This window comes from Rhodoflexus caldus, assembly GCF_021206925.1.
Classification (GTDB): domain Bacteria; phylum Bacteroidota; class Bacteroidia; order Cytophagales; family Thermoflexibacteraceae; genus Rhodoflexus; species Rhodoflexus caldus.
The window spans coordinates 31,108-47,047 of sequence record NZ_JAJPRF010000005.1 but is presented as its reverse complement, the minus strand read 5'-3'; the positions used below and the strand labels follow the sequence as shown (position 1 = coordinate 47,047).

At 51.9% G+C, this 15,940-nt stretch carries 6 protein-coding genes; 2 read left to right on the top strand and 4 right to left on the bottom strand.

Features of this window, described 5'->3' with window-relative positions; translation table 11 throughout:
- The first annotated feature begins 44 nt into the window (after nt 1-44).
- Entirely contained in the window at nt 45-551 is a 507-nt protein-coding gene (locus tag NDK19_RS07845; protein ID WP_250631319.1) for a peptidylprolyl isomerase, read from the top strand.
- 184 nt (nt 552-735) lie between these two features.
- Here the strand turns inward: NDK19_RS07845 and NDK19_RS07840 are convergent, their stop codons facing one another.
- Both NDK19_RS07840 and NDK19_RS07835 read right to left on the bottom strand, forming a co-directional pair.
- Entirely contained in the window at nt 736-2,325 is a 1,590-nt protein-coding gene (locus tag NDK19_RS07840) for an ATP-dependent DNA ligase (protein ID WP_250631318.1), read from the bottom strand.
- A gap of 1 nt (nt 2,326) precedes the next feature.
- The gene (locus NDK19_RS07835; protein ID WP_250631317.1) at nt 2,327-3,877 is read right to left on the bottom strand and encodes an ATP-binding protein; all 1,551 of its coding nucleotides are present in this window, start codon (nt 3,875-3,877) and stop codon (nt 2,327-2,329) included.
- Between the two features lie 101 nt (nt 3,878-3,978).
- Here NDK19_RS07835 and NDK19_RS07830 point away from each other — a divergent pair, with 101 nt between their 5' ends.
- Nucleotides 3,979-11,568, top strand: a complete 7,590-nt coding sequence (locus tag NDK19_RS07830; RefSeq protein WP_250631316.1) for a lamin tail domain-containing protein — start codon at nt 3,979-3,981, stop codon at nt 11,566-11,568.
- 148 nt (nt 11,569-11,716) lie between these two features.
- Here NDK19_RS07830 and NDK19_RS07825 read toward each other — a convergent pair whose 3' ends face one another.
- On the bottom strand, nt 11,717-14,815 hold the full coding sequence (locus tag NDK19_RS07825; protein ID WP_250631315.1) for an efflux RND transporter permease subunit: 3,099 nt from the start codon (nt 14,813-14,815) through the stop codon (nt 11,717-11,719).
- 33 nt (nt 14,816-14,848) lie between these two features.
- Entirely contained in the window at nt 14,849-15,940 is a 1,092-nt protein-coding gene (locus NDK19_RS07820) for an efflux RND transporter periplasmic adaptor subunit (protein ID WP_250631314.1), read from the bottom strand.

The following is a 15,940-nucleotide window of genomic DNA, read 5'->3' as shown; positions in this document are numbered from 1 at the left end:
GGGTATGAGTTTTACCATTCATCCGATAAAATTTTGCAAAACCCATGTTCGGACTGTTCAAAAAAGAAGAATCAGACGGTAGCGGCGAAATGCGCACCGTTGTGCGTATTTATACCTCCAAAGGGATGATGGAAGCCGATTTGCTGACCGATGACATGCCTGTTACAACGGCACATTTTATACGATTGGTGCAGAGTGAGTTCTACAACGGTTTGCAATTTTTTCGGCATATTCCCGAAGTGCTCATACAGGCAGGTTGCCCCTATAACAACGGCATGGGAACAGCCCCGGGCATTGGGCATATCAGCCAAGAGTCCTGCAATATCCCACTGGATGACGGCGTACTTGCCATGCCGCACACTGCCCCGCATCTGATTGGTTCTCAATTTTTTATCTGCTTGAGCAGGCGCAATGCCGCCTATTTGGAAGGTTCGTGCCCCGCTTTTGCCAAAATTACGGCAGGCGGCACGGTGATGAGCCGTCTCCGCGCAGGCGATACCATCCAACGCATGGAAATTATGCGGTTTGCAGTGGAAGAAGGGCAAGGGTGATTGTACAAGCACGCGGATATCAGCAGATAAACGCCGATTTTTTCATTTTTATTCCGCGTAAATCTGTGTTATACAAAATCGCAAGTTGTTTGCGAAAAATGTCTGTGTAAATTATTGAAAAACGGTTATTTAAAACCTGTCAGGTTTGTGTATATCTGCCTGCAATCCGTGTTCTTATGTTCCATCACTTAAACGCAGCCGCCAGCGCCTGCAAGTCTGCCAGCGTGTTGGCATCTTCGGGCTTTTTGTCGGTGCGCCAGCGCAAAATGCGCGGAAAACGCAAGGCTACGCCGCTCTTGTGGCGGTTGGACGACTGAATGCCCTCAAATCCGATTTCAAATACAAGTTCGGGCTTAACGGTTCGCACGGGACCGAACTTTTCCAAAGTGTTTTTTTTGACAAAAGCATCCACTTGGGCGATTTCTTGGTCGGTCAAGCCCGAATAGGCTTTGGCAAAAGTAACGAGTTTATCGCCGTCCCAAACGCCAAAGGTGTAGTCGGTGTAGAGTGTGGCACGCCTGCCGTGTCCTTTTTGGGCGTAAATCAGCACGCCGTCTATGCTGAGCGGCTGCACTTTCCATTTCCACCAATGCCCGCGCACGCGCCCCGTTTGGTAGGTGCTTGACAATTTTTTCAGCATCAACCCTTCGGCGGCATGTTCGCGGGCGGTTCGGCGCATGGCTGCCAATTCATCCCACGACCGAAAACCGACGGTCGGCGAAATGCGCAACGCGGGATGCGCGCTTTGAGCAATGAGTTGTTCCAACAGTTGCCGCCGTTCTGCCAGCGGTCGGTTGCGGATGTCGCTGCCTTCGTATTCCAACAGGTCGTAAGCCAGAAACACGACGGGCACTTCCGAGAGCAGTTTTTTGCTGACGGTTTTCCTGCCGATGCGCTTTTGCAGTTCGGCGAAGGGTAGGGGGGCATTGTTCTGCCATGCCATCAGTTCACCGTCCAGCACGCAGGGAACGGGCATGGCGGCAAGTGGCGTAAGTTCAGGGTATTTGTCGGTAACAAGTTCTTCGCCCCGCGTCCAGATGAAAATTTGACTTTGGCGTACAATGACTTGTCCGCGGATGCCGTCCCATTTCCACTCTGCCAGCCATTCGTCGGGTGCGCCCAATTCGCTGATTTTTTCTTCATCCAGTGGGTGCGCCAGACAAAAAGGATAGGGTTTAGAGGCAGATTCGGTAATATTTTCGCCAAAAATCAGTTGGCGGAATGTGATTTGCTGCGGATGCCAATCGCCCGTGAGGCGGTGGGCTACCTCTGCCTTGTCCAATTGACAGACTTCGGCAACGGCGCGAGTGATGAGCTGCTGCGAAATGCCGATGCGAAAACCACCCGTTATCAGTTTGATGAACACAAAGCGTTCCCGTTCGGAAAGCTGTTCAAAGGCTTCCATCAAGTTGGCTTTTTTGCTTTCCTCATCTAATTCGCCCAAAGATTGCAGAAAGTCGATCCATTGGCTAAGTGTCTGATTGTGAGTTCTTACGGGCGGGGGAAGAATCAGTGAAAGGGTTTCTGCCAAGTCGCCCGTGATGTGATAGCTTTCCTCAAACAGCCAATCGGGAATACCTGCCGCCTCTGCCGCCCATTGGCGCAATTGCGTGGTTGTTACCTGCCTGCGTGGACGCTTGCCGCCAAACAATGCCAGCAACCAGAGTTTATCCTCATCGGGCGCTTCTGCCAAATATTTTTTCAAAATGTCTAATTTGGCGTTGGTCTTGTTGGTGGTGTCCAATTCGGCAAAAAGTTCGGCGAAGGCTTTCATGTTATCCTATTTGTTCCATTTTCCAATCGGCGACGGTTCGGGTTTGTCCGTCAAAACCGATGCCGAGCAGGTAAATTTCTTTGCCCTGATTCCGATAAGCGTTGTAATAGCCCTTTTGGCGAATCTGTTGCAGGGCGTTTTCCGCCGAATCGTTGAGCTTGAACTCAAACACGTAGATGCGGTTTTCGTAGTGCATCACCGCGTCAATGCGCCCCGCCGCCACGCTGACTTCCGATTGGATATAAAACCCGCACAGTTTGAAGGCAAGGAAAATGATGGCATGGAAATACCGTTCGCGGTGTTGGTCAAAAAGTTGGTAGGGAATGGAAGCAAACAATGAGTTAACCGCCTGAATGACCATCGCCATGTCGTTTTTCTTTACCGCCCGTGCAATGTTGATGGCTGTGGCGGCGCTGCCGTGCCGATTTGCATAAGCCGCCAGAATGTACTGCGTCATGGATTCTTCCACTTCCAAATTGGGGTAGGCAAGGGTATAAATCTTGAATTCGTCAATTTCCTTAACGGTCAGGTAGCCTGTTTGGAAGAGCAGGGTTTCCAGACTCAAATTGTCAATATCAAAATTATCGGCTTCCGCCATGGTTACCTGCGTTTCGGAAATATCGTACACCATGCGGCTTTTGAGCATTTCAATCAAGAACTTGGGCGTGCCGCTGTCAAACCAGTAGTTGCGGAACTCTTTGGCATCCAAAAAACGCAACACGGAATAAGGATTGTAAACCCTTGACCTGCCGTTCCATGAATAGCCATTGTACCAGCGTTTGACCTGTTGCAGCAGTTCTTCCAAAGAAATTCCCTGATAATCAGCGACATTTTGCAGATGCGGGGCAAAGTTGGTTTCAAGTTCTTCTTGCGTGTAGCCGCAGATGTCGTGGAAATCGGAAAAATAGGTCAGGTCGGTCAGGTTGTTCAGGTCGGAAAAGAGCGAGAGTTTGGAAAAGCGCGAAATGCCGGTCATAAAAAACAGCCGAATATGCGCCGAAGAGCCTTTGACCACGCCGTAAAAGCCGCGCAGGATGCTTCGGTGTTCGTGCGCTTTGGCGTTATTGCCCACTTCCAGCACGTCGGTAATGGGTTTGTCGTATTCGTCAATGAGAATGACCGCCTGTTTGCCCGTCTTTTCGTGCAGCATTGCCATCAGTTCGGCGAATTTCAAGCCGATGCCCTGTTTTTGCAACACAACGCCGTAGCTTGCGGCAATGTCGTTGAGGCGGTTATCTATTGCCTGTGTCAGCCCGATGTCTTTGAAGCCCATGTTGCTGAAATCAAAGTGCAGGACGGGAAAGGTTTCCCATTGGATTTTATCGTAGATGTACAGCCCCTCAAAGAGTTCTTTTTTGCCCAAGAAAAGTTCTTTCAACGTATTGATAAACAGAGACTTGCCAAATCTGCGTGCGCGGGAAAGGAAGAAGAAAATGCTGCTTTGCAGCAAGAGTTTATGGATAAACATTGTTTTATCCACATATACGCGTCCTTGTGTTCTGATAACGGAAAATTCCTGTTGTCCGGTAGAAAGCGGTTGCAGTTGTTGCATGGTTCGGAAAGGCTTCTTTGCAAAGATAAACAATCAGGTCCCGCTTTTGGGTTGCCGACTTGCGCCAAATGGCGTATTTTTAAGTCTCAATTCAATCAAACATGGTATTAACTGCTACCCTGAAAAAAGCCCTGCGGTTAGTTGTGGTAATGATTGCTGCTTTGTCCGCTGCGGCTTATGCCCAAATTCCTTTCAGCGATAATTTTGACGGCTATACATCGGGCAACCCTGCCCCCGCGTGGACAACGGTTACGGTAAACCCTGCTACGGGAACGCCGCCGTTTTTCACAACGCCGATACTGTCGGGCAGCAACCGTGTACTGCGGGCAAACGGTCCGACTACGGGCACGGGCACACGTCGCATTTATGCACAAACGCCGCTCAACATAGGCAACCTCAACGCGCAGCCTCTGGAGTGGCGTTTTGATTTTTGGTACAACGGCGTGGCGTGGAACAGTACCAACGTGAATGCCGATAACCACGGACGCGTGTTTTTGGTGAGTAATGCGGCTGATATAGACGGTGCGCTCAACGGTTATCACTTGCGCCTGTTGGATAATATTGAGCTGTGGCGAAGCGGCACATCTGCAAACAGCAATTTGAATATATCGGGCGGCACACTGACCAACCTAAGCACGCTTCCGCAACCGATTCGGGTGCAGGTGATTCGTTTGGTGGGCGGGCGTTGGTTGGTTTTTGTCAATGATATTTACCAAGGCAGCACAACCGACGATACCCATACTGCTACGCAATTTTTCGGCTTTCATCACCGATACAGTGCGGCAGGGCGCAATGCCATGTTTCAGGTGGATAATTTGGCGATTCAGGCGTATGTGAATACCATTCCTACAACCATAACCGCCATCAACGGCTCAAACATGCGCCAAATTCGGGTGCGGTTTAATGAGCTGATGGACATCGGCGCGCTGCGGCAGTCGGCTGTGTTTTCCATCGGCGGGGTTGCGGCTATGCAAGTGTTGCCTGCCGAAGACGAATTTTCCGTATATGTGAGTTTCCCGTTTGACTTTGCGGCAGGCGACAGCTATACGCTGCAAAGCCAAAACCTCACCGATATTTACGGCAACGTATCGGCAAGTATTCCCGACTTTGCCTTTACCTTCGCCGATAATTTAGCCCCCAAAGTCTTACAGGCAACCGTAGTGGCGCCGCAGTCGCTGGATGTGTTGTTTGATGAACCCGTAGAACAGGCAAGTGCCACCACCTTAGCTAATTACTCATGGAACGGCAACCCGCCGCGGGCAGCCGTTCGCGATGCTGCCAATCCCGCGCTGGTACATTTGCTTTTTAATATCAACTTTCCCGAAAACAGCAATCAGACGCTGATAATCAACGGTGTGCGCGACCTGTTGGGCAATGCGATGAGCAGTGCAAGCATCATCTTTCAGCGCGACACCCGCGCCCCGACGGTCAATGACCTGACCGGCTGGCGGTTTCTTTCGGCTACGCAAATTGAAATCACCTTTTCCGAACCCGTAGAGCCGATTACGGCGCAATTGGTCAATAACTATTCTTTGAGCAACGGCATCGGTTTTCCGTTGCGGGCAGAGCGCAACCCTGTTAATACCAACATTGTGGTCATCACTTTTGCCCAACCCGTGCCTGCCAATACGCCGCTGACGTTGCGCATTGCAGGCGTGCGCGATTTGGCGGGTAATACGATGAGTACCAACAACATAGCCGTTCGGTACGACCCCGACGCGCCCGAATGGCAGCAGCTTTTGCATCGCTCATCAACCGTTTTAGAGTTGCGGTTCAGCGAAGCCTTAGGCGCGGCAAGCATCGTTCCTGCCAATTTTGAACTGACCAATACAACCGATAATCAGGTGATTAGCCTTGCATCGGCAACGATTTGCCCCGTTAACCCGACGGTAGTTTACCTGACAACCACCGCACCGCTGCCCGATGATAAAAATTTCAGCCTGCAAATCAGCAACATAGCCGATTTGGGCGGTAATCGGGTAGCGGTTCAATCACGCACCTTCAACACCGTTGCCCCCAAAGTCGGCGAAGCCTTTATTCTCAACAGTCGCGAAATTGAGGTGCGATTTACCGAACCCGTGCAGGCGGCAACTGCTTCATTGGCAAGCAGTTACGTGCTTTCGGGCATCAGCGGTGCGCCTTTGGTGCAGGCGGTTTCCCCCGAAGTGGTGCGGCTTACCTACCCCAACCCGATGACACAGGGGCAAAACTATACCCTGACCGTGCGCAATGTGGCGGATTTGAACGGCAACACCATGCAGCCTGCCGCGCAAAACCTGACTTTCGCGACTTACGTTACGCAGGTTTTTCCGCGTACTTCCAAGTTGTTGGAAATTGTATTTTCCGAAGAAATGCCCGCCGCTGCGGTACAGGATGAAAACCTCTATTTCCTCAATGGCGATACGAATCGGAAGCCCGTTTCTGCCGTGCGTAATACGCAAAACCCCGCCGTCGTAACGCTGTTTTTTGCCGATGATTTTGTTGAAAATCAGAGCTATACCGTTACGTTGGGCGGATTTGAGGCGGTTTGTCGCCGCTATGTGCCGCAGTCGGTACATGAGTTCAGTTTAGACCGCCGACCGCCGCAGGCTACCGCCGTGCGCGTACTTGCCCCCGACCGCATTTTGGTTGTTTTCAATAAAGCCTTAGACCGCGCCACTGCCGAAGCCTTGAACCATTACGACGTTTCGGGCGGCATCGGCAGACCAACACGGGCTGTTATGCGAGGCTTGGAAGTGGAACTGACACTTGGCAGTCGCTTGCAAGACGGCATCAGCTACACACTGACGGTACAAAATGTGCAGGATGTGCTGCGAAATACCATGCCTGCCGCTACGCTGACCTTCCGCCGACCGCCGCAACCGCGCCGCAACGAGTTGATTATCACCGAAATTATGGCAGACCCTACGCCTGTTGTGGCACTGCCCGAAAGCGAGTTCATAGAAATTTACAATGCTTCCGCTACGCCCTTTGATTTGTTAGGCATCAAGTTCGCCGATGAGTCGGGTGCAACGGCACTGGGCGAAGGCATCATTGCGCCGGGCGAGTACATCATCCTTTGCCCTGCCAACGCGGTTGCATCTTTTGAGCCCTTTGGGCGTGTCATCGGGCTAAATCCGTGGCGTTCGCTGACCAATTCGGGCGAAAGCATCCGCCTGTTGGACATGGACGACAAAGTGATTGATTCGCTGCGTTACAGCGATACATGGTACCGCGACGCAGTGAAACGCAACGGCGGATGGACATTGGAACGAGTTGATTTACAGGAAAATAACTGCGAGCCTGCCAACAATTGGTATGCCTCAACCGATGAACGCGGCGGCACGCCCGGCGAGCGAAATTCCCTGTTTGGCAACCATCCCGACAAGACCCCGCCGCGAATTGCTTCTTTCACGGTTGCCGATGCGCAAACCCTGCAAATCCGCATGAGTGAGCCTGTGAGCCGCACGATTTTGTCCCGCACTGCCAACTATCGCCTGACGGGCGAAGGTGCGCCCAACATCCAAACGGCTACCCCTTCCGATACCTTGAACGTGCGCCTGCGTCTTTCCGCATCTTTGGACAGTGCAAGGCTTTATCTGCTGATTATCAACAACATAGCTGACTGCATCGGCAATGTTGCGCCCGATACGGCACGCATTGGCATTGGCAGAAGAGTGCGTCCCCGCGATTTGCGCATCAGCGAAATTATGGCGAACCCTGTTCCGCCTGCGGGCAGCCCGGTTACGGTCAATCGCGGCGAATACATAGAAATTACCAACCTCACGGGCGACCTTATCCGTCTGAATACCATTCAGTTAGGCTATGAAACGCGCCTGTTTCCGCTGCCAAGCCGCAGCATCGCACCCCGCGAATCGCTGGTGCTGACAAGCACAACCCGCGCCGCCAATTTCGGCAGTCGCGGCGTAGGCATTACGAGCTTTCCCGTTTTAGCCGACGGCGGCGCGCAACTTTCCCTGACCGATACGGCGGGCTTTGAAATTGACGCGGTGCGCTATTCTTCGGCTTGGTACGGCGATGCAGACAAGCAACGCGGCGGTTGGAGCTTGGAAATGATTGACCTGACCAACTTTTGCGCCGAGGAGCAAAATTGGCGGGCTTCGGTGCATCCGAGCGGAGGCACGCCCGGTGCGCCCAATTCGGTACGCGGCACGGTGCAAGACAACACGCCGCCCCGTGTAACATCGGCAACGCTGCGCAACGAGCGTGAAATTGAAGTGCAGTTTTCCGAACTGATTACGGCGGAAACCATCCGTCAAACGGCTTCCTACACGCTTACGCAAGGCGCGCAAATCCGCGAGATACAGGTTGTAAACCGCCGTCAGGTGCGTTTGCTGTTGGCGCAGCCGCTGAACCCCGCACTGACTTATCGCTTGCAAATCAGCAACTTGCGCGATTGTGCAGGCAATTTGCTCACGCCTTTTGCCCAAAACTTAGGCATCGGGCGCAATCCCCGGCGCGGCGAACTGCTCATCACCGAAATTTTGGCAGACGAAACGCCCAAAGTCGGCTTGCCGTTGGCGGAATTTATTGAGATTTACAACAATTCCGACGACCTCATTAGTCTTCAAAATGTACAATTGAGCGATGACAATACAACCGTCCGCTTGCCGAATGTGTTTTTGTCGCCGCGGCAATATGCCGTACTGTGTGCCACTTCACGAGTGGATAGTTTCCTGTTGCATCGCCCTGAGCCGCAGCGCGTCATCGGCGTTACGAGTTTTCCTTCGCTCAGCAATACGGGTGAACGTTTGGCGCTGTCTGTCAATGGGTTAGTGCTGCACGAAGTCAATTATCGGGCAGATTGGTACACCGACCCCATGAAGCGCAATGGCGGTTGGAGCTTGGAAATGATTGATACCGGGAACCTTTGCAGCGAATCGGAAAACTGGACGGCATCGGTGCATCCGAGCGGAGGAACGCCCGGGCAGCCCAATTCGGTGGCGGCTTCCAATCCCGACCGCACATCGCCCGAACTTGTAAACGTACAATTAACAGGCAGCAACCTGACGCTGACTTTCAGCGAAATAATGGACAGTACCGCGCTGGCTACGCTTGCCCATTATCGCATAGAACCCGCCATTGCCATTCGCGGTTTGGAACTGCAAAATAACCGCATTGTGCAACTGACTTTGGCGGAAGCCCCGCAAGCGGGACGTTTGTATGAAGTCATCCTTTCGGAAAATCTGCGCGATTGCGCAGGCAACCCGTTGAGTGCGAGTAGTTTACGAACCACTTTCGGCATCGGTCGTGCGCCTGTTCGCCACGAGTTGCTCATCACGGAAATCATGTCCGACCCTTCGCCGCCCGTTCAACTGCCTGACCGTGAGTACATTGAGCTTTACAACAACACCGATGCGCTCATCAGTCTGGCGGGCGTGTCTTTCACCAAACCCGAGAGCAATTTCAGTTTGCGACTGCCGCCGATAGTCATTGCCGCCCGCGGCTATATTGTGCTGGCAAATACGAGTGCCGCCGCGCAAATTGCCGCCGCCGTTCCTTCGGCGCGGGTAGTAGGTGTGGCAAATTTTCCCGCCCTTTCCAACAGCGGCGAACTCTTGGAAATCAGGCATTTAGGCAACCTGATTCACGGCATCAACTATCAAGTCGGTTGGCACGAGGCAGCCAAACGCGACGGCGGTTGGAGCTTGGAAATGATTGACACCGACCAACCTTGCCAACAGGCAACCAATTGGACATCATCCGTTGATGCCCGAGGCGGCACGCCCGGCAGTGCCAACAGCGTGCGCCGCCCGAACCCCGACCGAACGCCGCCACAGGTGCAGGAAGTACGCATGCTCAACGAACGGTTGTTGCGCATCACCTTCAACGAGCCGATGGACAGCGCAAGCCTGTTGCCGCGAGCTAACTACCTGTTTACCAACGGCTTGCTTACGGATTCCGTACAGGTATTGAACGAGCAAACCGTCGTGCTGCAACTGTTTCGCCCTGTGGAGCGCGGCGCACTGAATCGCCTCACCATCCGCGAGGTGCGCGACTGTTCCGGCAATGCGATTGTGCAGGCAGGCTTTAACTTCGGTTTGGGTGCAACGCCGCAAAAGTTTGAGCTGTTGATAACCGAGCTCATGCCCGACCCTTCGCCCGTAGTGGGGTTGCCCGAATCGGAATACGTGGAAATTTTCAACGCAAGCAATAAAGTGCTGAGCCTCAACGGTGTGCGTTTGAGCAATGCCAACGGTACAACGGGCGTGCTGCCCGATGTGAACATCTTGCCGCAAAGCTACATGCTGGTATGTCCGAGCAGCTCGGCGGCGGCTTTCCGTGCCTTTTTGCCCGAAGACCGCGTAGTTGCCCCGAACCGCTGGGCAGCTTTGAGCAACACGTCCGACGTGATGCAATTGCGCAATGCACAAGGTTTGCTCTTGCATCAGGTTGCCTACCGCGCCACTTGGATAAGCGATGCACAAAAACGCGACGGCGGTTGGAGCTTGGAAATGCGCGATACCAACAACCCTTGTGCGGGGAGTGCGAACTGGGAGGCTTCCGAACATCCGTCGGGGGGTACGCCTGCCGCCCCGAACAGCATCCGCAGTACACTGACCGACAGCCAACCGCCGCAAATTCAGCGCGTAGAAACGGCAGACGGGCGCACCGTGCGCGTAGTTTTCAGCGAAGCCGTTGACAGTTTGGCAGCAGTGCAGGCGGTTTATCTGCTCAATAATTCGCTGACTGTCAGCACGATTACTTTCCGCTATGCCCAGCCCGATGAGGTGCTGCTCACCTTGCCGCAAATGCTTGCCCCGGGCGAACGGGCTACCCTGCAAATCCGCACCCTGCGCGATTGTGCGGGCAATACGCTGTTCAATTCGCCTGTCGTGCCGTTTGTTGTGCCGCAAGAGGCAGCCTTAGGCGACCTGATTATCAACGAAATACTCTTCAATCCGCCGCCCAACGGCGTGGACTTTGTAGAAATTTACAACAAGTCCGACAAGTTCATCAACCTGCAAAATTGGGTGATTGCCAACGCGACTACGAACCGCGTTATCACAACGGAGATGCGCATCATGCCGCCGCAAAGCTACTTGGTGCTGACACCCGATTTGGTCAAGTTAAAACAGCAGTACAGCCGCACGATTGATTCGCTGGTGCAAACGGTAAACCTGCCTTCTTTCAACGACAGCGACGGTTCGGTGCGCTTGCTCACCCCGCAAGGCGCGTTGATGGACAGGTTAGACTATGAAGAACGCTGGCATTTTCCGCTTTTGGAGCGCAAAGAAGGCGTATCATTAGAGCGAATTTCGTTCAATGCGCCCACGCAAGACCGCAACAATTGGTTTTCAGCCGCTGCGCCGTTTTTCGGTACGCCTACCTACCTAAATTCCCAATCGGAACGGCAAAGCGCATTAAGCACGCTGAAAGATTGCTTTCGTATTGAAAATCAGGTGTTTACACCCGACGGTGACGGCTTTCAGGACTTCATGCTGCTGCATTTGGACTGTGCGGCAACGGGCGGAGTGGCTACCATCAAGGTATTTGATGCCGCAGGCAGACCGATGCGCACCCTGCTCAATCAACAAACCGTAGCGGCGGGCATGTTTCTTTCGTGGGACGGCACCACCGACAACGGCGCAAAAGCCCGCATCGGACCTTATTTGCTCATGATTGAACTCTTTGACCTGGACGGCAACATCAAACGCGAACAGTTGAAAGTGGTTGTGGGGGCGCAATAAAATTTGCGGTCGGTTAGAGCGGATTTTGTAAGAACGCGGATTGCAGCGGATAACGCCGATTTACGCAGAAATCAACAGCAAATCAGCGTTTATCCGTGAAATCTGCAAATATCCGTGTGCCGATGTATGCGTTTAAATGTGCTAATACTTATGCCATTCTTTTATCGCGGCGTTTCAACACGGGATGATAGATGATAGGGAAAACCAACAGAGTAAAAACAGTAGCCGTAACCAAGCCGCCGATAATGACAATGGCTAACGGCTTTTGGCTTTCCGAACCGATGCCCGTGCTGGTAGCGGCAGGCAAGAGCCCGATGGCTGCCATGAGTGCCGTCATCACAACGGGGCGCGTTCTGACTTTGACCGATTGCAAAATTGCCTCTGCGGCATTTTTCAAAACTTTGTGTTGCTTTTGAAATTCGGAAATCAAGATAACGCCGTTTTGCACGCAAATACCGAAAAGGGCAATAAAGCCGACCCCTGCGGAAATTCCGAAGTTGATGCCCGTCAGGTGCAGCGCCAAAATGCCGCCGATGAGGGCAAAAGGCACGTTAATCAGCACAAAAGCGGCATCGCGCACATTGCCGAACATAACGAACAGCAGCAGGAAAATCAGCAACAGGCTGATAGGCGTAACCTGCCCCAAGCGGTGGGTAGCCCGCACCTGATTTTCAAACTCACCCGTCCAACTGATGCGATAGCCTTCGGGCAGTTCTATTTCTTTTACTTTCTCTTGTGCTTCGGCAATGGTACTGCCTAAGTCGCGTTCGCGGACGGAGAACTTAACGCCGATGAAACGTTTGGTATTGTCCCGGTAAATGAATGCAGGACCCGTAACCTGTTTGATGCTTGCTATTTCCTTCAAGGGTATTTTGTTGCCCGTGATGGTGGGAATCATGAGCATCATAATGTCGTTTTCGTTGTTGCGGAAATCTTTTCGGTAGCGGATGCGAATGTCAAATTTGCGTTCGCCTTCGTATTTGACGGTGGCGGTTTTACCCCCGACTGCCATTTCAATCACGGTTTGCGCATCGGCTTTGGTAACGCCGTACATCGCCATTTTTTCCTCATCAAGTATGACGCTCATTTCGGGCTGCCCGATGTTGCGCAAAATGCCGACATCTTTAATGCCCGGTATGTCTTTGATTTTATCCATCACCAAATTAGCCAGTTCGTCTAACTGCTCTAAGCTGTTGCCATAGATTTTGATGGCATTGGCAGCTTTAATGCCCGCGGCGGCTTCTGCCACGTTGTCTATAATCGGTTGGGAGTAGTTGTAGAGAATGCCCTGATAGTGCGACAGTTCGGCATCCATTTCGGCGATAATGTCGTCGGTGGTGATGCCTTTGCGCCAACGGTCTTTGGGTATCAAATCAACCTGAAACTGAACAAAATAAAAGCCGTTGGGGTCGGTGCCGTCGTTGCTGCGCCCTGTTTGCGACAAAACGTCTTTTACTTCGGGGAAGGTGCGCAATTTTTGGCGCAGTTCGTTGGTGAGTGCCACACTTTCGGTTAAAGACATGCTCATGGGCAGTTCGGCGGTTACCCAAAGTGCACCTTCGTTGAGTTGCGGCAAAAACTCTGTACCTAACCAACGCGTGGAAAGCATGGTGAGCGAAAAACTGACGGCTGCCAAGCCAAGCGTAAGGGTTTTGTTGCCAAACGTGAACCGAAAAGCACGCTCAACGGAGCGGTTTATCCATCGGGTAAAAAAGTACTCTTTTTCCTGTACGTTTTGCTTTAAGAGCAGTGAGGCAAGCACGGGTACTAAGGTCAGCGTAAAGATGAGCGCGCCCAGCAGGGCAAATCCCAAAGTCCATGCAAGCGGCGAAAACATTTTGCCTTCTACTTTTTCAAACGAAAAAATGGGCAGCAATGCCGAAATAATAATCAGTTTAGAGAAGAAAATGGCTTTGCCCATTTGGATGCCCGTATTTTTAATCAGCCCCAACTTGGCAAGGCGATTGAACCGCTGCATCCCTACCTGATGGGCTTTGTGGTCAAGGGCAACGAAAATGCCTTCCACCATCACCACCGCCCCGTCTATGATAATGCCAAAGTCAATAGCACCCAGCGAAATCAGGTTGGCGCTCATGCCTTTGAGTTGGAGCATAAAAAATGCAAACAAAAGCGACAGCGGAATGACAACGGCAACAATAACGGTGGTGCGCCAGTCTGCCATGAACAAAAACACAATGACCGTAACCAGCACAATGCCTTCCACCAAATTGTGCATAACCGTTGCGGTGCAGTATTGCATCAGGTTGTCGCGGTCATAAAAAGTTACCATTTTGACATCGGAGGGCAAAATTTGGGTGTTGAGTTCCTCAATTTTTGCCTTGACCCGTTCCAATACTGCGCTTGGGTTTTCGCCTTTTCGCATTACCACAATGCCTTCCACAATGTCGTCTTGGTCGTTGAAGCCCGCTTGCCCCACGCGCGGTGCGCTTGTTTCCTGCACGGTTGCCACGTCTTTTACCAGCAGCGGGTTATCGTTAAAAATATCTACAATGGTGTTTTCAATATCGCGGCGGCTGTCTAAAAGCCCAATGCCGCGAACCACATAGGCTTGCCCGTTTTTTTCAATCACATCGCCGCCTACGTTGAGGTTGGCTTTGCTGACGGCTTCGTAAAGTTCCAGCGGGGTAAGGTTGTAGCGTTGTAGTTTGACGGGGTCAATGGTGATTTCGTAAATTTTTTCCTGCCCGCCGAATGCCACCACGTCGGCTACGCCCGGTACACTGCGCAGTTCGCGGTCTATCGTCCAGTTTTGCAGCGTGAGCAGTTCGCGGGAGTCGCGCTGCGGGCTTTGGAGAATGTAGCGGAAAATTTCACCCGTAGGTCCGTAAGGCGGTTGTACTTCCGGCTCTACGCCGTCGGGCAGTTGCACATTGAACAGTTGGTTGTTTACCTGTTGGCGGGCAAAAAAATCTTCCACATCGTCATCAAAAATGACTTTGATAACGCTTAAACCGAACATGGTAATGCTGCGCACGCTGGTTTTACGCTGCACGCTGTTCAAAGCAATTTCAATGGGCGTGGTAACAAAGCGTTCAACTTCTTCTGCACTGCGCCCGCGCCATTCGGTTACAATGATGATTTGCGTATTGGTAACGTCGGGGAATGCCTCTATGGGTATTCGGATGAAGCTGACAATGCCTGCAATCAGCAGCAGCACTACCCACAGAAAAGTAAACAGCCGATTTTTTAGCGAAAAGCTGATGATATTTTTGATAAGTGCGTTCATGGTTGTTATCGGGAAACGGATAAAGAGCTTGGTTTAGTCGTTAAGGGCATCGTAAACCAGCAGCGCGTTTTTAACAATCACGTTTTCGCCTGCATTCAGTCCTGCCGAAAGGTAGGTAACATCGGGCAGTTGCCTGTATGGCTCTACTTGGCGCGTTTCTATGTTGTGGCGGTCTTTAAATACCATCACCCAATACTTGTTTTTATCAAAGATGACCGCGGCGGAAGGCACGCTAATCATTTTTTTCTTTTCCGAAAAGCGAACCGATACGGTGCAGTTCATTTCGGGTTTGAGCATCAAATTTTTGTTCGGGATGCGCACCCGCACTTTCATAGATTTTGTTTCGGGGTCTATCGCGTTGAAAATCTTGTCAATTTTGCCGCGATAGACAGAGTCGGGGAAAGCAAGCGTTCTCACGTCAGCTTCGTAGCCTACCTGCACTTTGGCAATGTCGCTTTCGGTGATGTTGGCAAGTGCCCACACTTCGTTAATTTCGGCAATGGAAAACAGCGGTTCGGAAATATCGGAACGGATTTGTTCGTTTTGGTTGATTTTTTTGCTCACAATAAATCCGCTGATGGGTGCGGTGATGTTGTAGATAGAGCCGTTTTTGAGGCTGTAAATTTTATAGACTTCCGTAATTCGCGTAAGTTCGGCTTTGGCTTTTTCCAATTCTTTTTCGGCAACGGCTATGTCTTTTTCCGAATTCAATTTGCCTGCAAACAGGTCGCGGGCAACCGCCAGATTTTTTTCGGCAATGGCAACTTCGCTAAGCGCATTGAGCATTTCTTTCTGAAATTCGGCAACTTCGCCGCTTTCTATGCTTGCCAGCACCTGCCCTTGCTGTACGTAGTCGCCCAATTCTACGGCAATGGATTTCACCACGCCGCTCACAATCGGGTAAACTTGTGCAAGTTTGTTGTTGTCGGCAGCTATTTTGCCGAAAAAGCGCATTTCGTTTTTTACTTCGCTGCTGTCGGCTTGGTGAAAAGTTACTTTTTTGAGCATCGTATCGCTCATTGAAAAAGCGATTTGTTCCGGTTCAGCAGGCGGATTGTGTGTGGTGCAACCCGCTGCTACCATGAGCAGCAGGCTAAGGGCAGAGACAACAAAAGGACGTTGCAT